The 15938-nt window shown below is 70.7% G+C and carries 15 protein-coding genes; 10 read left to right on the top strand and 5 right to left on the bottom strand.

What is annotated here, in order from left to right:
• Positions 1–45 precede the first annotated feature (45 nt).
• From O7R11_RS07275 to O7R11_RS07265, 3 genes are read right to left on the bottom strand one after another with little or no spacing between them, the layout of a single operon-like run.
• Entirely contained in the window at positions 46–315 is a 270-nt protein-coding gene (locus O7R11_RS07275; protein WP_337996841.1) for a DUF6111 family protein, read from the bottom strand.
• A complete protein-coding gene (locus tag O7R11_RS07270; protein WP_337996840.1) occupies positions 312–1004 on the bottom strand; it encodes a CoA pyrophosphatase in 693 nt (230 codons plus the stop codon). The genes O7R11_RS07275 and O7R11_RS07270 overlap by 4 nt, the downstream gene beginning before the upstream one ends.
• On the bottom strand, positions 962–1462 hold the full coding sequence (locus O7R11_RS07265; RefSeq protein WP_337996839.1) for a DUF1285 domain-containing protein: 501 nt from the start codon (positions 1460–1462) through the stop codon (positions 962–964). The genes O7R11_RS07270 and O7R11_RS07265 overlap by 43 nt, the downstream gene beginning before the upstream one ends.
• Before the next feature lie 326 nt (positions 1463–1788).
• On the opposite strand from O7R11_RS07265, the gene bioB reads away from it, so the two are divergent.
• From bioB to O7R11_RS07220, 9 genes are all read left to right on the top strand, one after another.
• A complete protein-coding gene (gene bioB, locus O7R11_RS07260) occupies positions 1789–2799 on the top strand; it encodes a biotin synthase BioB (RefSeq protein WP_337996838.1) in 1011 nt (336 codons plus the stop codon).
• Positions 2800–2810: 11 nt separating this feature from the next.
• Positions 2811–3980 carry an aminotransferase class I/II-fold pyridoxal phosphate-dependent enzyme gene (locus O7R11_RS07255; protein WP_337996837.1) on the top strand — a complete coding sequence of 390 codons (1170 nt, stop codon included), beginning with the start codon at positions 2811–2813 and terminating at the stop codon, positions 3978–3980.
• Positions 3977–4714 (top strand): alpha/beta fold hydrolase, encoded by a 738-nt coding sequence (locus tag O7R11_RS07250; RefSeq protein ID WP_337996836.1) that lies wholly within the window; start codon positions 3977–3979, stop codon positions 4712–4714. Before O7R11_RS07255 ends, O7R11_RS07250 begins: the two co-directional genes overlap by 4 nt.
• On the top strand, positions 4711–5484 hold the full coding sequence (locus O7R11_RS07245; RefSeq protein WP_337996835.1) for a methyltransferase domain-containing protein: 774 nt from the start codon (positions 4711–4713) through the stop codon (positions 5482–5484). The genes O7R11_RS07250 and O7R11_RS07245 overlap by 4 nt, the downstream gene beginning before the upstream one ends.
• A gap of 18 nt (positions 5485–5502) precedes the next feature.
• Complete coding sequence (gene bioD / locus O7R11_RS07240; RefSeq protein WP_337996834.1) at positions 5503–6243, top strand: dethiobiotin synthase; 741 nt, start codon at positions 5503–5505, stop codon at positions 6241–6243.
• Complete coding sequence (bioA, locus tag O7R11_RS07235) at positions 6240–7559, top strand: adenosylmethionine--8-amino-7-oxononanoate transaminase (protein ID WP_337996833.1); 1320 nt, start codon at positions 6240–6242, stop codon at positions 7557–7559. Before bioD ends, bioA begins: the two co-directional genes overlap by 4 nt.
• Positions 7560–7811: 252 nt before the next feature.
• On the top strand, positions 7812–8018 hold the full coding sequence (locus O7R11_RS07230) for a heavy-metal-associated domain-containing protein (RefSeq protein WP_337996832.1): 207 nt from the start codon (positions 7812–7814) through the stop codon (positions 8016–8018).
• Positions 8018–10426 (top strand): heavy metal translocating P-type ATPase, encoded by a 2409-nt coding sequence (locus O7R11_RS07225; protein WP_337996831.1) that lies wholly within the window; start codon positions 8018–8020, stop codon positions 10424–10426. The genes O7R11_RS07230 and O7R11_RS07225 overlap by 1 nt, the downstream gene beginning before the upstream one ends.
• Before the next feature lie 4 nt (positions 10427–10430).
• Positions 10431–11621 carry a M20 aminoacylase family protein gene (locus O7R11_RS07220; RefSeq protein ID WP_337996830.1) on the top strand — a complete coding sequence of 397 codons (1191 nt, stop codon included), beginning with the start codon at positions 10431–10433 and terminating at the stop codon, positions 11619–11621.
• Positions 11622–11624: 3 nt separating this feature from the next.
• Here the strand turns inward: O7R11_RS07220 and O7R11_RS07215 are convergent, their stop codons facing one another.
• Complete coding sequence (locus O7R11_RS07215) at positions 11625–13115, bottom strand: sensor domain-containing diguanylate cyclase (protein ID WP_337996829.1); 1491 nt, start codon at positions 13113–13115, stop codon at positions 11625–11627.
• Positions 13116–13397: 282 nt separating this feature from the next.
• Between O7R11_RS07215 and O7R11_RS07210 the strand changes: the two genes are divergently transcribed.
• The gene (locus O7R11_RS07210; RefSeq protein WP_337996828.1) at positions 13398–15416 is read left to right on the top strand and encodes a methyl-accepting chemotaxis protein; all 2019 of its coding nucleotides are present in this window, start codon (positions 13398–13400) and stop codon (positions 15414–15416) included.
• 54 nt (positions 15417–15470) lie between these two features.
• Here the strand turns inward: O7R11_RS07210 and mntR are convergent, their stop codons facing one another.
• The gene (gene mntR, locus O7R11_RS07205) at positions 15471–15926 is read right to left on the bottom strand and encodes a manganese-binding transcriptional regulator MntR (RefSeq protein ID WP_337996827.1); all 456 of its coding nucleotides are present in this window, start codon (positions 15924–15926) and stop codon (positions 15471–15473) included.
• Positions 15927–15938 lie beyond the last annotated feature (12 nt).

Raw genomic sequence — 15938 nt, 5'->3', positions numbered from 1 at the left:
GACGGCCGTCCACTCTTCCGCCATGCATGATGCCGCCGGAGAATTTCAGTCTTTCGGCGGCAGGTAGTGGCCGGGGACGATGCGGCCGTCCGTGTATTCCGGCGGCACGTAGGTGGAGCCGGCGGGCGCGCCGCCGCTGAGGGCGAAGAACCCCAGCATCGCGAGCAGGCAGAGCGTCCCGGCGAGGAACAGCACGTGCCAGGGGTGGGTCCATTCGCGTTCCGAGCCGAAGCGGCGCATCAGCCACACCCAGGCGAAATAGCCGAGAAACGGCGCGAAGAAGGGCAGCAGGTAGCGCAGCAGCAGGCTGGTCATGCGGGGGCCATGAGGCGGGAGAAGTTCACCAGAATGCCCGCCGTCGCCCCCCAGATCAGCCGGTCGCCGTAGGGGATGGCGTAATAGCCGCGGCGGCGGCCGTTCTCCTCGCGGAAGTGGCGCTGGTGGTGCGCCGGGTCGAGCACGTGGGCGAGCGGCACCTCGAACACGTCGGCCACCTCGAAGGGGTCGGGGCGCGGCGAGAACGGCTGCGTCACCACGCCGACCACCGGGGTGATCGCATAGGCGGAAATCGTCACGTACTGCGGCAGCACGCCGAGCACCCGCACCGCGGCGGGCGGCAGGCCGATCTCTTCCTCGGTCTCGCGCAGGGCGGTGGCGGTGATGTCGGGGTCCGCCTCCTCCTTGCGGCCGCCGGGAAACGAGATCTGCCCGGCATGATGATGCAGGTGGTCGGTGCGGCGGGTGAGCAGCAGGGAAAGGCCGCCGTCACGCTCGACCAGCGGCACCAGCACCCCGGCGGGCTGGGTCTTGTCCACGCTCGGGCGCCAGCCCTCGCGCCCCGGCGTCACCGAAAGGAGGTCCGCCTCCCGGTTCAATGCGTCGGAAACCCCAAGGTCGGAGAGAATCGGCGAAGACCCCAGGCGCGCCAGCCGCGCCGCGATGTCCGAAACCGTAACCCCGGCTAGACCATCGTGCCGAGAACAAAGAACTGCCGACTGCTCCATAGACCTATAACGTCCTTTCCATCGTGCTGGCGCGCCTCGCCCAAGGCCGCGAGTTCATAATACACGGGGCGCGACAGACGCGCCGAAATGCCGTCGCCGAGGCTGAGATACGGCACCGATTCGCCGCTTTCCGGGTCCTCCGCGAGAAAAAGCGGGTGTTCCGCGTCCAGGGTGACGATGCGGTCCACGTTGGTGCGGAAGCTCACCACCTGCGCATCGCCCGCACCGCAGACGAACACCTCGACCGCGAGGAAGGGCACGTCCTCCACAGCGACCGGCAGGGGCTGGGGATCGCAGGGCAGAAGCACCTCGTAACCGCCGTCGGCGGCGCGGCGCAGGCGCGAGGCGAGCAGGCAGACCATGTCCTTGCGGGCGAAGGGCTCGCCGGCATAGGACCAGACGCCGCGGCGGTCGATGCGCAGGCCGGGTTCGCCGGCTCGCGCCGCCACACTCGGCATCGCAACGCCCGCCTCACCCGATTCCGTGACCGAAACCACCGACCCCATCGCCCTACCCTTACATCTGCGCGCCACCCACGAGAACAGGCCTGCTAAGCGATATATGGGGAGTCGCGCCCCCACGCAAAGCCCCCCGGACGGTGCGCGTGGCCTCCCTCCATCCGGCCGCGTCCCGGCCGGTTGCCCCGTGACCGCAGAGGATGCGCCGGCCGCGCCGTCAAGGCAAGCATACGCGTCTACGCCGGTGAACCTGGACAGGCGTCTCACCGGGGGGTATGGTCCGGCCCGTTTGCATTTCGTGTAAAGTGGACGGAAGGGGAACCGCCATGAACTACCAAGCTCTCGCCGAACAGGCGATCGCCAAGCAACCGCTCAGCCGCGAACAGGGGATCGCGGTGCTCGCCGCGCCGGACGACGCGGTGATGGACATCCTGGCCGCCGCCTACAAGGTGCGCCGCCACTATCGCGGCAACCGCGTGCACGTGCAGCTCTTGAGCAACATCAAGAGCGGGCTGTGCGGCGAGGACTGCCACTACTGCTCGCAGTCGCGCGTCTCTCACGCGCCGATCGAGAAGTACAAGCTGTGGCAGAAGGAAAAGGCGATGGACGAGGCGCAGCGCGCCACCGCCATGGACGCCAAGCGCTACTGCATGGCGCTGTCCGGCGGCCAGCCCACCGACCGCGAGATCGACACCCTCGCCGACATGGTGCGCGCGATCAAGGCCGAGACCTCGATCGAGCTTTGCCTCTCCATCGGCTTTTTGTCGCTGGACCAGGCGAAGAAGCTGAAGGACGCGGGGCTGGACCGCATCAACCACAACCTCAACACCAGCGAGCGGCACTACGCCAACATCTGCACCTCGCACACCTACGCCGACCGCGTGAACAACCTGATGACCGCCAAGGAAGCGGGCCTGGACATCTGCTCCGGCGGCATCATCGGCCAGGGCGAGACCGAGGACGACATCTTCGACATGTTCGATGCGCTGCGCACGATCGGGCCGCGGTCGATTCCGGTCAACTTCCTGATTCCGGTGCCGGGCACGCCGTTCGGCGACCTCGACCCCAACCTCACGCCGCGCAAGTGCCTGAAGGCGCTGGCTCTCGCCCGTTTCATGCATCCGGACGTGGACCTGCGCGTCGCCGGCGGGCGGGAATTCCACCTGCGCTCGCTACAGCCCTTGGCGATGTACGCGGCCAACTCGATCTTCGTGGAAGGCTATCTCACCTGCGACGGCCAGACCCCGAACGAGGCGGTCGAAATGATCAAGGACCTGGGCTTCGAGGTGGAGGTGGAATCCGCCTCCGAGGACTCGCTCGGCGCCACCGCGGCATAGGGACGCGGACGATGACACCGGACCAGGCGCTCTCGGACCTGAAGCGGCGCGGACTCTTGCGCAGCCTCAGGGCCCTGCCCGACAACCGCGGCAAACTGGAGATCGGCGGCGAGACGTGGCTCAACTTCTCGTCCAACGACTACCTCGACCTTGCCCACCATCCGGCGCTCGCCGACGCCGCCACCGCGGCGGTGCGGCAGCTCGGCTGTTCGTCGGGCGGCTCGCGCCTGACCTCCGGTCATCTCACCGTGCACGCCGCCCTGGAATCCGCGCTCGCCGACTTCACCGGCATGGAGACGGCGCTGGTGTTCGGCAGCGGCTTCCTCACCAATCTCGGAGTGATCCCCGCGCTCGCCGGGAATCGCGCCCAGGTCTTCTGCGACCGGCTCAACCACGCGAGCCTGATCGACGGCGCCTTGATGTCGGGGGGCAAGTGGCACCGCTACCGCCACAACGACACCGCCCACCTCGAGACCCTGCTCTCCCGCCACCCGGCGCAGGAGGGCGAAACCCGCATCGTGGTGACCGATTCGATCTTCTCGATGGACGGCGACGCCGCGCCGCTCGCCGAAATCTTCGCCATCGCCCGCCGCGCGGGCGCGCTCCTCGTGGTGGACGAGAGCCACGCCATCGGCGTGCTCGGCCCCGCGGGCGCGGGCCTGTGCGCCGAACTGGGGATGACCCCCGACGTGCTCACCTGCGGCATGGGCAAGGCCTTCGGCAGCTACGGCGGCTTCGCCGCGTGTTCGCACGCGCTCGCCGCGCTGATCGTCAACCGCGCGCGCAGCTTCATCTATTCCACCGGCCTGCCGCCCGCCTGCATCGCCGCCTCCCACGCCGCGCTCGGCCTCTTCATCGAACACCGCGGAGCGCTGGGCGAGGGGCTGATGGACCGGGCGCGCCACATGCACGCCCTGCTCGCCGCGGCGGATTTCGCCATGCCGCCCGCCGTCGCCTCGCCGATCCTGCCGGTGATGGTGGGCGACAACCACGCCGCGCTCGCCTTCGCCGATCGCCTGGCGGAAAAGCGCATCCTCTGCGGCGCGATCCGCCCGCCGACGGTGCCGCCCGGCACCGCGCGGCTGCGCCTCACCGTCACCCGCGCGCATTCCGCCGCCGACCTCGCCGCCGCGGCGGACGCCTTCGCCGCCGTGGGCCGCGACCTCGGAGTGCTGCAATGACCGCCGCCGTGGTGTTCTGCTCCGGCTGGTCCACCGGCCCCAAGGCGTGGGACGCGGTGATCGCCGCCCTGCCGCAGGACGCCCCGGCCGCGCACCTCAACTGGTGGGACGGCCTGACCGATCCCGCGGGCGCGATGAAAGACGCCGCGGCCCGGGCCAACGCCGCCGCGGGCAACGCCGCCGACGCGCCGGTCGCCGCCGCGGCCTGGTCGCTCGGCGGACAGATCGCGCTCAAGGCCGCGCTCGCCGCGCCGGAGCTGTTCTCCGCCCTGCTGCTGCTCGCCACCCCGGTGCGCCTGCTCGCCGACGAGAGCGGCCTCGGCGCCGATGCCGCCTCGCTGCGCGCGATGCGCCAGGGCCTGCGCCGCGACGCCAAAGGCATCGTCCAGGCCTTCTGGGCCGAGGCCCTGGCCGGGGACCGCACCGGCTTCGACTTCGACGACATCCCCGCCATCCTCGCGCCCTTGGACGCCAAGGCCCTGGACGCGGGCCTCGCCGCCCTGGCCGAGACCGACCTGCGCCGCCTGCTGCCGCGCATCGCGGTGCCCACGGTGGCGATGCAGGGCGACGACGACCGCATCGTCGGAGCCCACGCGGCGCAGCAGCTCGCCGACGGCCTGCCGCAGGTCACGGTGCTGGCGGTGGCGGGCGGCAGCCACGCCCTGCCGCTCACCCATCCGCGCATGGTCGCCGAGGTGCTGGCCGCGCTGACCGGCGCAGGAGAAGAGCGATGAGCGTCGTCAAATCCGCCGTCGCCGCCAACTTTTCCGCCGCCGCCGCCACCTACGAGGACAACGCGGCGGTACAGATCCCCGCCGCGCGGCACCTGGCTTCAATCCTGCCGCCCGGCTTCTCGCCGCGCACCGTCCTCGACATCGGCTGCGGCACCGGCGTGCTGACGCGCGAACTGACGCGGCGCTTCCCCGCCGCGCGGCTGGCGGGCATGGACCTCGCGCCCGCCATGGTCGGCGCCTGCCGCGCCGCCTGGCCGTATCCGCACGTCTTCCTCTGCGGCGATGCGGAGGACTTCGACGCCGAGGGCAACGCCTTCGACCTCGTCGCCTCGTCCTTCGCCATGCAGTGGTTCGCCGACAAGCCGGGGACCATCGTCCGCTTCGCCGCCGCCCTCGCGCCGGGGGGAATCTTCGCCCTCGCGACGCCGGTGCACGGCACCCTGTTCGAGCTTGCCGCCGCCCATGCGGTGGCGCTGAAGCGCCCGCTGCAAGCCCTCTCCTATCCGCCGGAAGAGGCCTACGCCGCCTGGGCCGCCGCCGCGGGCCTTTCCGTCATCCACGAAGAGGCGCAGGACATCGCCATCCCCTACCCCGATGCCTTCGCGGTGCTGAAGTCGTTCAAGGGCATCGGCGCGACCTTCAAGGGGGCCTCCAAGCCGCTCTCCCCGCGCGAGGTGCACCGCCTCACCGCCGCCTACGAACGGGACTTCCGCAGCGATGCGGGGGTGCCCGCCACCTACCGGGTGCTCACCCTGATCGCCCACCGCTGAAACGAAAGGAGCCTGCCCATGCCCAGGGGCTTCGTCGTCACCGGCACCGATACCGACGTCGGCAAGACCATGACCACCGCCGCGCTCGCCCTGTGGCTGCGGCACGCGGGGCTCGACCTCGCGCCGATGAAGCCGACGCAGACCGGCGCTTCCCGGGATGCGGGCGGCCTCTGGCACGCGCCGGACCTCGACTACACCCTCGGCATGCTCGGCCTCGACCCCGACCCCGCGGAACGCGTCCTGATGCAGCCCTTCTGCTTCGAACCCGCATGCTCGCCGCATCTTGCCGCCGCGCCGGGGGAAACCCCGCCCAGCGTCGCCGCCATCGCCGCGGCCGCGGCCGCCCTCGCCGCGCGCCACGCCGCCATCGTGGTGGAGGGCGCGGGCGGCCTGATGGTGCCGCTCAACGGCTCCGAGATGATGATCGACCTGTTCGCCGCCCTCGCCCTGCCGGTGGTGCTGGTCGGCCGCGCCGGGCTGGGCAGCATCAACCACGTGCTGCTCTCGCTGGAAGCCCTGACCGCGCGCCGCATCCCGGTGCTCGGCGTGGTGCTCAACGAAACCCGTCCGCAGGACCCTGCCGACGCCTTCATCCGCGCCGACAACCCGCGCACCATCACCCGCTTTTCCGGCGTGCCCTGCCTCGGCGCCCTGCCCTTCATCCCGGAGCCGACGCCCGCGCGCCTGCTTTCCGCCGCGCAGGCGCTGCCCGGCCTCGCCGCCGCCTTCGCGCCGCTGCTGCAAGGAGTTGCCCCATGACCTCCGACCTTCTCGCCCGCGACCGCCGCGTCATCTGGCACCCCTTCACCCAGGCGCAGACCGCGCCGGAGCCGATCGCGGCGGTCAAGGCGCAGGGCGCGGTGATCACCGACGCCGACGGCAACGAAATCCTCGACATGATCTCCTCGTGGTGGGTCAACCTGCACGGCCACGCCCACCCGGCGATCGCCGACGCGGTGGCGCACCAGGCGCACACCCTGGAACAGGTGATCTTCGCCACCTGCACCCACGCCCCGGCGGTGGACCTCGCCGAGGGCATCGCCGCCCTGCTGCCGGAACCCCTCACCCGCGTCTTCTATTCCGACAACGGCTCCACCGCCGTCGAGGTGGCGATGAAGATGGCGGTGCAGTACGCCAAAAACCGCGGCGACGCCCGCCGCACCCGCTTCGTCGCGATGGAGGGCGCCTACCACGGCGACACCGTGGGCGCGATGTCGGCAGGGGTGAGCTGCGGCATCTTCGACGTCTGGGGCGGGATGCTGTTCTCCGTCGATACCATGCCCAACGCCCCCACCTGGGACGGCGACGAAGCCGTGGACGCCAAGGAAGCCAAGGCGCTCGCCGCCCTCGACGCCTACCTCGCCGAGCACGGCGATGCGGTGGCCGCCGCCATCGTCGAACCCCTGGTGCAGGGCGCGGGCGGCATGCGGATGTGCCGCCCGGCGTTCCTCAAGGCGTGGACGGAAAAACTCAAGGCCGCGGGCGCGCTGGTCATCTTCGACGAGGTGATGACCGGCTTCGGCCGCCTCGGCGACCTCTTCGCCTGCCTCAAGGCGCAGGTGACGCCGGACTTCGTCTGCCTCTCCAAGGGCATCACCGGCGGCTTCCTGCCGATGGCCGCCACCGTCACCACCGAGGCGGTCTATGCGGCCTTCCTCTCCGAGGATACCGCCAAGGCCTTCCTCCACGGCCACTCCTATACCGCCAACCCGCTCGGCTGCGCCGCGGGCAACGCCTCGCTGAAACTGCTGCTCTCCCCCGCCTGCGCCCAACGCCGCGCCGAAATCGAGGCCTTCCACCGCGCCGCCCTGCCCGGACTCGCCAAACTCCGCGGCGTGAACAAACCCCGCATCTGCGGCACCATCGCCGCGGTCAGCATCGAAACCGGCAGCGGCGAAAAAGGCCTCGGCGCTGCCGTCGGCCTCCGCCTCAAGGAATTCTTCAAGGCGGAGAACATGCTCATCCGGCCGCTCGGCAACGTCCTCTACCTGCTGCCGCCCTACTGCATCACCGACGCCCAACTCACCCGCGCCTACGACAGCATGACGCGCGGCGTGAAGGGCCTGTTCGCTTGAAAACCAAACCGTTGCGAGGGGACTCGGTCCCCTCGCGCTCCCCATAACTTTTCTTTTTTGCGCGCAGCGCCATAGAGCCATCGCGCGGCGTGACGGTTGACTGCCGCTTCGCGGCGAAAAAACTTAGGGAGTCAAGGGGTCCGCGACCCCTTGCGGGTCCGGGCAGGGCCCGGCCTGGTTTTTTCCCGCTTGCGCGCGGACACTGCGCGGCCCCACATTAAGAATCGTTCTCAGCGTATGGAGTTTCCCGCAATGAGCACGCAATCGATCGTTTTGAGCATCGGCGGCATGGGCTGCGCCGGGTGCGTCGCCGCCGTGGAGAAGGCGCTGCTGGCCACGCCGGGAGTGGAGCGCGTGGTGGTGGACCTGCCGACCGGGCATGCCACCGTGGAGGGCGGCGAGACCGCGGCCCTGGTGGCGGCGGTGGAAGCCGCCGGATACACCGCGCAGCCGTTGTGATGGCCGCGTCCGCGCATCCTTTGCGTCTGGCCGTCACCGGCATGAGCTGTGCGGGCTGCGCGGGCGCGGTGGAGCGTGCGCTCACGCGCCTGCCCGGCGCGCGGGATGCGGCGGTGAACTTCGCCCTGGCCACCGCCGAGGTGACGCTCGACCCGCCCGCCACCGCGCAGGACGTGGTGGCGGCGGTGCGCGACGCGGGCTATGGCGTGGCGACGCAAGTCCTGCGTTTCGACATCGGCGGCATGCGCTGCGCCGGGTGTTCCGGCGCGGTGGAAAAGGCGCTGGCCGCCGTGCCGGGCGTGGTCTCCGCGAGCGTCAACCTGGCGCTCGCCACCGCCGAGGTGGAAATCGCGGACGCCGACCCCGACCCCGCGCCGCTTGCCGCCGCGGTGGCGGAAGCGGGATTTTCCGCGAAGTTGCAGAGCGGCGAGGGCGCTTCCACCGCGGATGCGGCGGAGGCCGCGGCGCGGGATGCCGCCGCCGGGCGCTTGCTGCTGCTCTCCGCGGTGCTTTCCGCGCCGTTCCTCGTGGAGATGGTGGCGATGGCGTTCGGTCACGGCGGGCTGCTGCCGCCGTGGGCGCAATTGGCTCTGGCGATTCCCGTGGAGTTCGGCGCGGGCTGGCGCTTCCACGTCGGCGCGGTGAAGGCCTTGCGCCACGGCGCGGCCAACATGGACGTTCTGGTTTCCCTCGGCACCTCGGTGGCGTTCTTCTTCAGCATTTATCTGTGGCAGGCCGCGCCCGTGGGGCGGCCGCCGCATCTCTATTTCGAGGCGGCGGCGCTGATCGTCACCCTGGTGCTGTTCGGCAAGTGGCTGGAGGAACGGGCGAAGCGCGGCACCACCGCGGCGATCCGCGCGCTGATGGCGCTGCGCCCCGAGGACGCGCTGGTGGAGCGCGACGGCGAACAGGCGCGGGTGCCGGTGGCCGAGGTGGCGGTGGGCGACGTCGTCATCGTCAAACCCGGCGAGCGCGTGCCGGTGGACGGCGACGTGACCGACGGCGCGACCGAGGCCGACGAATCCCTGCTCACCGGCGAGAGCCTGCCGGTGGAAAAACAGGTCGGCGACCGCATGGCCGCCGGGTCGATCAACGGCTCCGGCCTGGTGCGGCTGTCCGCCGCCCGCGTCGGCGCGGACACCACGCTGGCGCGCATCGTCGCCCTGGTCTCCGCGGCGCAGGGCGGCAAGGCGCCGATCCAGCGCCTGGTGGACAAGGTGGCGGCGGTGTTCGTGCCGGTGGTGGCGGGGGTGGCGTTCCTCGCCTTCTGCGCCTGGCTGCTGGCGGGCGCGCCGCTGGAGCATGCGGTGACCGCCGCGGTTTCGGTTCTCGTCATCGCCTGCCCGTGCGCGCTCGGCCTCGCCACGCCCGCGGCGCTGGTGGCGGGCACCGGCGCGGCGGCGAAGGCGGGCATCCTGATCCGCGACATCGAGACGCTGGAGCGCGCCGACGCGGTGGATACGGTGATCTTCGACAAGACCGGCACCCTCACCGAGGGGCGGCCGCAGGTGACCGCCCTGCACGCGCTCGCCGACGAAACCGGGATGCTGCGCCTCGCCGCCGCGGCGCAGGCGGGCAGCGAGCATCCGCTCGCCAGGGCGATACTCGCCAAGGCGGCGGGCATGGCGCTGCCGCCGGTTTCCGGCTTCCGCGCCGTCGGCGGGGCCGGAATCACCGCCACGGTGGAGGGCCGCCGCATCGTCATCGGCACCGCCGACCTGCTGGAGCGGGAAGGCGTTTCCGCCGCGCCGCTGGCCGGCCTGGTGCGGGAGTGGCAGGAAAAGGGCCGCAGCGTCGCCCTGGTGGCGGCGGAGGGCGCATTGCTCGGCGCGATCGGCATGACCGATACGCCGCGGCCGGAATCCGCCGCCGCCGTCGCCGCGCTGAAGGCGCGCGGCCTCACCCCGTGGATGCTTTCCGGCGACAGCGCGGCGGCCACCGCGCGCATCGCGGGCGAGCTCGGCATCGTCCACTTCTCCGGCGCGGCACGGCCGGAGGACAAGGCGCACCGCGTCGCCGACCTGCGCGCCCAGGGCCGCGTGGTGGCGGTGATCGGCGACGGCGTCAACGACGCCCCGGCGCTCGCCGCGGCGGACGTGGGCATCGCGGTGGGCGGCGGCACCGACGTGGCGATGGAGACCGCGGGCATCACCCTGATGCGCCCGGACCCGCGGCTGGTGGCCGCCACCTTCGACATCGCGCACGCGACGCGGCGCACCATCCGCCAGAACCTGTTCTGGGCCTTCGCCTACAACGTCGTCGGCATTCCGGTGGCGGCGCTGGGCCTGCTGCACCCCACATTGGCGGGCGCGGCGATGGCGATGAGTTCGGTCAGCGTGGTGAGCAACGCCTTGCGCCTGCGGTCCTGGCGTCCCAAGATAGCCCCCCTTTCACAACCGAGAGCATGACATCGTGAGTCCCACGCCGCCCGCCACCGTTCTTGCGGCGATCCGCGCCTTCGAGAAGGAACTGATCGCCATCCGCCGCGACATCCACGCCCATCCGGAGGCCGGTTTCGAAGAGACCCGCACCGCCGCCCTGGTGGCGGAGCGCCTGCGCGCCTGGGGGATCACGGTGGCCGAAGGCATCGCCAAGACCGGCGTCGTCGGCACCCTCGAAGGGCGGCATCCGGGCAACCGCGCGATCGGCCTGCGCGCCGACATGGACGCCCTGTTCATCACCGAGAAGACCGGCCTGCCCTATGCCTCGCAGGTTCCGGGCAAGATGCACGCCTGCGGCCACGACGGCCACACCGCGATGCTCTTGGGCGCGGCGCGCTATCTGGCGGAGAACCCGGACTTCTCGGGCACCGTGCGCTTCATCTTCCAGCCCGCCGAGGAGGGCCTGGGCGGCGCGCGGGTGATGATCGAGGAAGGGCTGATGGAGCGCTTTCCGATGGCGGCGGTCTACGGCATGCACAACGCGCCGGAGGTGGAGCTCGGCCGCTTCGCCCTGCGCACCGGCCCGATGCTGGCGGCGAGCGACACCTGGACCGCCACCTTCTGCGGCACCGGCGGCCACGGCGGCTCCGGCGCGCACCTCGCCACCGACCCGACCCAGCCCGCCGCCGCCTTCGTGCTGGCGACGCAGGGAATCATCGGGCGCAACGTCTCCGCCATCGAACCCGCGGTGCTGAGCGTCGGCCACATCGCGGCGGGGGATGCCAATTCCCCCAACATCATCCCCTCCGAGGTGGTGGTGCGCGGCACCGCGCGCAGCTATGCCGCCGAGGTGCGCGACACCCTGGAGCGCCGCCTCACCGAGGTCGCCCTCGGCCTCGCCGCCACTTACGGCTGCACCGCGAAACTCGACTACCTGCGGCGCTATCCGCCGCTGGTCAACGCCGCGGAGCAGACCGAGGCCGCCGCCGCGGCCGCCACGGCGATCGTCGGCGCCAACCGCGTGGACACCGCGATGCCGCAGCGCACCGGCGCGGAGGACTTCGCCTTCATGCTGGAGAGGGTGCCGGGCGCGATGATCTTCATCGGCAACGGCACCGGCGGCGCGCACCTGCACCGGCCGCTCTACGACTTCAACGACGAGGCCCTGGCGCTCGGCTCCACCTACTGGGTGCGCCTGGTGCAGGACCAGTTGTCCGCGTAGGGGCTAGTTGGCGCAGACGACGCGGTTGCGGCCCGCCGCCTTGGCGGCGTAGAGCGCCGCGTCGGCGCGCGCGATCAGGCCGTCGGCGTCCTCGCCGGGCTTGAGTTCGGCGACGCCGACGCTCACCGTCGCCGCAAGCGCCGGCCCTTCGTCGAGTTCGAGCGGCGCGGCGAGCAGGGACTGGCGCGCCTTCTCCGCCACCTCGCGCGCCTGGCTCAGGTCGCAGTCCTCCAGCAGCAGCAGGAATTCCTCGCCGCCCCAGCGGCAGAGCGCATCGCCGGAGCGCACCTCGGCGCGCAGGCGCTCCACCACCGCGACCAGGGCGGCATCGCCCATCGCATGGCCGAGGCGGTCGTTGATTTCCTTGAAATGGTCGATGTCGAAGAAGGCGAGCGCCAGCGGCTTGGCGTCGCGTTTGGCGCGCTGGCGCGTCTGCGCGAACACCACGTCGAAGGCCAGCCGGCTGAGCGCGCCGGTGAGCACGTCGGTGGCGGCGAGTTCCTCGAGGTGGCGCTGCGAGCGCCGCACCAGAACCGCGCACAGCCAGGTCACCACCAGGGTGGCGAAGAGGCCGACCGCGAGGTTCTGCACCAGGGTGCGCCGCGCGGGGGCGAGCGCCGCGTCGCCGTTCTGCTCCACCAGGAGATACCAGTCGAGGTCGGGGATGAAGCGGCTGTTGAGGAAGATCGTCGCGCCGTTGGCGGCGTGGTATTCGAAGCGCCCGTGTTCCTGCCCGAGCAGCGCCCCGGCCACCGCGGAGATGCCCGGGCGCTTGCGGATGTCCGGCTCGGCGGCGTCCATCTCGTGGCCGTAGAGCACGAGCATGCCCTTGCGGTCCACGAAGTAGACGGTGCGGCGGTACTCGCGCTGGTAGCGCTCCACCAGTTGCTTCACCGCGGTCGCCCGCAGGCCGACGCCGGTGGCGCCGAGGAAGCGCCCGGCATAGTCCAGCACCCGGAAATTGATGAAGATGGTGATGCTGTCCTCGTTCGCCATGTCGGGATCGACGTTGGTCTCGTAGGGACGCTCCATGCCGCGCACCCGGAAGAACCACACGTCGCGCGGCTCGTCCTCGCGCACCGTCTTGAGGATGCCCTTGTTCTGGTAATAGATGCGGCTGCGGTCGGAAACGAAGAAGGCGGTGAAGGCGTCGTACTTGCGCTTGATCTCGTCGAGATAGCGGACCATCTGCTCCGGGTCCTTCTCCCCCGCCAGCACCCAGTCGCGCAGGAAGGTGTCGTGCGCCATCAGCGACGAGACGAAGATCGGCTTGAGCAGGTCCTGCTGGATTTCGGAATACAGGGTGTCGCTGGTGAGCGGCAGGTCGCTTTCGACGATCGCCTGGCGGATGGCGGAACGCGACACCCAGTAGTTGGCGACGGTGACCAGGGAGAAACCCAGCGCCACCACGCCGACGATGACCGCGACGATGCGGCTCTTGCGCACCCCGTCCGGCAATCCGGGCGGCGCTGCCTTGGCGGTTAAGAACGGCACCTGACCATGCTCCTTCGTCACGGAAATCCGCGGTTCTCCCCCGTCCGCGAAGGTAGGGCCCATGAGGGCGGCTGTCCAGCCCCGCGCGCCGCGCCCTGCAAAATTGGCGCATTTGCATGAATCTTATGCATGTCTTTGCCGCCTTGACGGAGCGCCATAAAAAAAGACACACTTACTCCATTACGTCGTTTCAAGGGGTTTCACAAAAATCGGAATACGTTCTCGTGTCGCGCGCGCCGCGGTGCGGCACAAGGGGGTAAGCGGCTGGGGGAAAAAAGACTCATGCTGGACAAATTACGCATCAACGCCAAGTTGACGGCTCTCTCCGCGACTTTTCTGCTTCCGGTTTTTCTTCTTACCTATTTCTTCGTCGGCCAGACCAACGTCAGCATCGTCTTCTCCGAGCAGGAGATGAGCGGCAGCCGGTATTTCCGGGTGCTGCGCGACGAGATGGACGCTCTGGTCAACCTCGCCATCGGCAAGGGCGATGCCGCGGCTCTCGGCCGCGCCGCCGCCGCGGCGAAGGCCAAGGATGCCGAACTCGCCGCCGCGATGAACACGGTGGAGCCCGCCGCGGCCGCGGCCAAGGCGGTGGCCGCCGCGGCGGCGCTGCCCAAGGGGAGCGGCCTTGCCGCCTACTTCCCGGCGATGGAGGCGGCTTCCACCCACATCACGCGGGTGCAGGACGGTTCCAACCTCACCCTCGACCCCGATCTCGACAGCTACTACGTGCAGGACCTGATCACGGTGAAGCTGCCCGCCACCGAGGTCGCCACGCTCAAGACGCTCGATGCGGCGCAGAAGATGCTGACCGCCGGGCAGGTCTCGATGGAGCAGATGCTCGGCTTCGTCTCGCTCAAAGGCGAGTTGACGGGGGCGCTGGACGGCGTGGCGACCGACGTCGCCTCGGCGATCCGCGGCAACCTCACCGGCACCACCAAGGCGGCGCTGGAAGCCCCGTATGCGGCCTTCACCGCGGCGCGCGCCACCCTGATCGGCAAGCTCGACGCGATGGCGGGCAACGGCACGCGCCCGACCGCCGCCGAACTCTCCGCCGCCGGGGCGGCGCTGCACGCGGCGGGCCGCACCCTTTCGGTCGCAGGCAACGACGAACTCGACCGCCTGCTCGCGGTGCGCATCGACGGCTTCAAATCGACCCTGCGCACCCAACTCGCCATCTCGCTGGTGGTGCTGCTCGGCTCCTTCTTCTTTTCGTGGAGGCTCGGGCGCTCGATCGGGCGGCCGATCCGCGACATCGCGGACGCGCTCAAGGTTCTGGCGAACGGCAGCTTCGATGTCACCGTGCCGCACACCGGCCGCCACGACGAGATCGGCGGCATCGCGGTGGCGGTGGACGCCTGGCGGCAGAACGCCCTCACCCGCAGGGTTGCCGCACAGGAGGCGGAACGCGAGCGCAAGGCACGCGAGGAGCGGGCGCTCAAGGTGCAGTCCCTGACGCTGGAGTTCAACGACCGCATGCGCGCCTCGATCGGCGACCTGCTGGCCGCGGCGCAGGGGCTGGAGGCGACCTCCACCACGATGTCGGCGGTGGCGGAGCAGACCTCGATGCAGACCAACGCGGTGGCCAACGCGGCGCAGGAATCCTCCAGCAGCGTCGATTCCGTCGCCGCCGCCACCGAGCAGATGAACATGTCGATCTCCGAGATCGCCCGCCGCATCGACGAGGCCGACGCCATCGTCAAGCAGGCGGCGGAGCAGACCGCCCACGCCGAGGCCCTGGTCGGCAGCCTGGAGACCACCGCCCAGAAGATCGGCGAGGTGGTGCAGATGATCAACGACGTGGCGAGCCAGACCAACCTTCTCGCCCTCAACGCCACCATCGAGGCGGCGCGCGCGGGCGAGGCGGGCAAGGGTTTCGCCGTGGTCGCGGGCGAAGTGAAGAACCTCGCCAACCAGACGGCGCGCGCCACCGAGGAGATCTCGAGCCAGGTGATGGCGGTGCAGGAGGCGAGCCAGACCACCGCCAAGGAGATCGCCGCGATCTCCCAGGTGATGTCCTCGGTCACCTCGATCACCGCCTCGGTCGCCGCCGCGGTGGAGGAACAGCAGGCCACCACCGCCGACATCGCGCGCAGCATCTCGCAGGCGGCGAACAGCGCCCAGGAGGTGAGCGAGAACATCGCAGGCCTGAATGCGGGCGCACAGGAAACCGGCAACGCCTCGCGCACCGTGCAGGAGGCGGCGAAGGCGCTGTCGCAGAAGTCGGACGCGATGAAGGGCGACGTGGAGCGCTTCATCGAGGAGGTGCGCTCGGCGAGCGCCGGCGCCAAGCAGGCCTGAGGCATCCCCTCCCCAACGCGGAAACGGCAGCCCTTCGGCCGCCGTTTTTTTGTCTCACCCCTGCTTCGCCAGCCGGCGGCGCATGGTTTCCAGGGTTTCGCGGCTGACGTGGTGCTCGATGCCCTCCGCGTCCTTGCGCGCGGTTTCCGCGGGAACGCCGATGGAGAGCAGGAAGGCCTCCACCACCTGGTGGCGGTCGCGGCTCTCTTCCGCCAGGCGGCGGCCTGCCGGAGTGAGGAAGACGCCGCGATAGGGTTCCTTGTCCACCAGGCCGTCCTCGGCCATGCGGGCGAGCATGCGCGCCACCGTGGGCTGCGCCACGCCCATGCGCGCCGCGATGTCCACCTGCCGCGCCTCGCCGCCCGCGTCGATGAGGTCGGCGATCAGCTCCACATAGTCCTCCACCAGTTCGACGCGGCGCACCGCGCGCGCCAGGCGGAAGCCCTCGACGTGGGTCTCCGGCGTCAGCAGGCGGCGCTCCTTGCGGGCGGGGGGCTTTACGGCGGCCATGCGTCTCTCCAT

It is taken from the genome of Oleispirillum naphthae, from assembly GCA_027864655.1.
Classification (GTDB): domain Bacteria; phylum Pseudomonadota; class Alphaproteobacteria; order Rhodospirillales; family Rhodospirillaceae; genus Oleispirillum; species Oleispirillum naphthae.
This window is presented reverse-complemented; position numbering and strand designations above follow the sequence as displayed.

Coding starts and splice junctions, on each gene's coding strand:
- O7R11_RS07275 (WP_337996841.1), bottom strand. CDS start 315: ATGACCAGCCTGCTGCTGCGCTACCTGCTGCCCTTCTTCGCGCCGTTT.
- O7R11_RS07270 (WP_337996840.1), bottom strand. CDS start 1,004: ATGGAGCAGTCGGCAGTTCTTTGTTCTCGGCACGATGGTCTAGCCGGG.
- O7R11_RS07265 (WP_337996839.1), bottom strand. CDS start 1,462: ATGCCGAGTGTGGCGGCGCGAGCCGGCGAACCCGGCCTGCGCATCGAC.
- bioB (WP_337996838.1), top strand. CDS start 1,789: ATGAACTACCAAGCTCTCGCCGAACAGGCGATCGCCAAGCAACCGCTC.
- O7R11_RS07255 (WP_337996837.1), top strand. CDS start 2,811: ATGACACCGGACCAGGCGCTCTCGGACCTGAAGCGGCGCGGACTCTTG.
- O7R11_RS07250 (WP_337996836.1), top strand. CDS start 3,977: ATGACCGCCGCCGTGGTGTTCTGCTCCGGCTGGTCCACCGGCCCCAAG.
- O7R11_RS07245 (WP_337996835.1), top strand. CDS start 4,711: ATGAGCGTCGTCAAATCCGCCGTCGCCGCCAACTTTTCCGCCGCCGCC.
- bioD (WP_337996834.1), top strand. CDS start 5,503: ATGCCCAGGGGCTTCGTCGTCACCGGCACCGATACCGACGTCGGCAAG.
- bioA (WP_337996833.1), top strand. CDS start 6,240: ATGACCTCCGACCTTCTCGCCCGCGACCGCCGCGTCATCTGGCACCCC.
- O7R11_RS07230 (WP_337996832.1), top strand. CDS start 7,812: ATGAGCACGCAATCGATCGTTTTGAGCATCGGCGGCATGGGCTGCGCC.
- O7R11_RS07225 (WP_337996831.1), top strand. CDS start 8,018: ATGGCCGCGTCCGCGCATCCTTTGCGTCTGGCCGTCACCGGCATGAGC.
- O7R11_RS07210 (WP_337996828.1), top strand. CDS start 13,398: ATGCTGGACAAATTACGCATCAACGCCAAGTTGACGGCTCTCTCCGCG.
- mntR (WP_337996827.1), bottom strand. CDS start 15,926: ATGGCCGCCGTAAAGCCCCCCGCCCGCAAGGAGCGCCGCCTGCTGACG.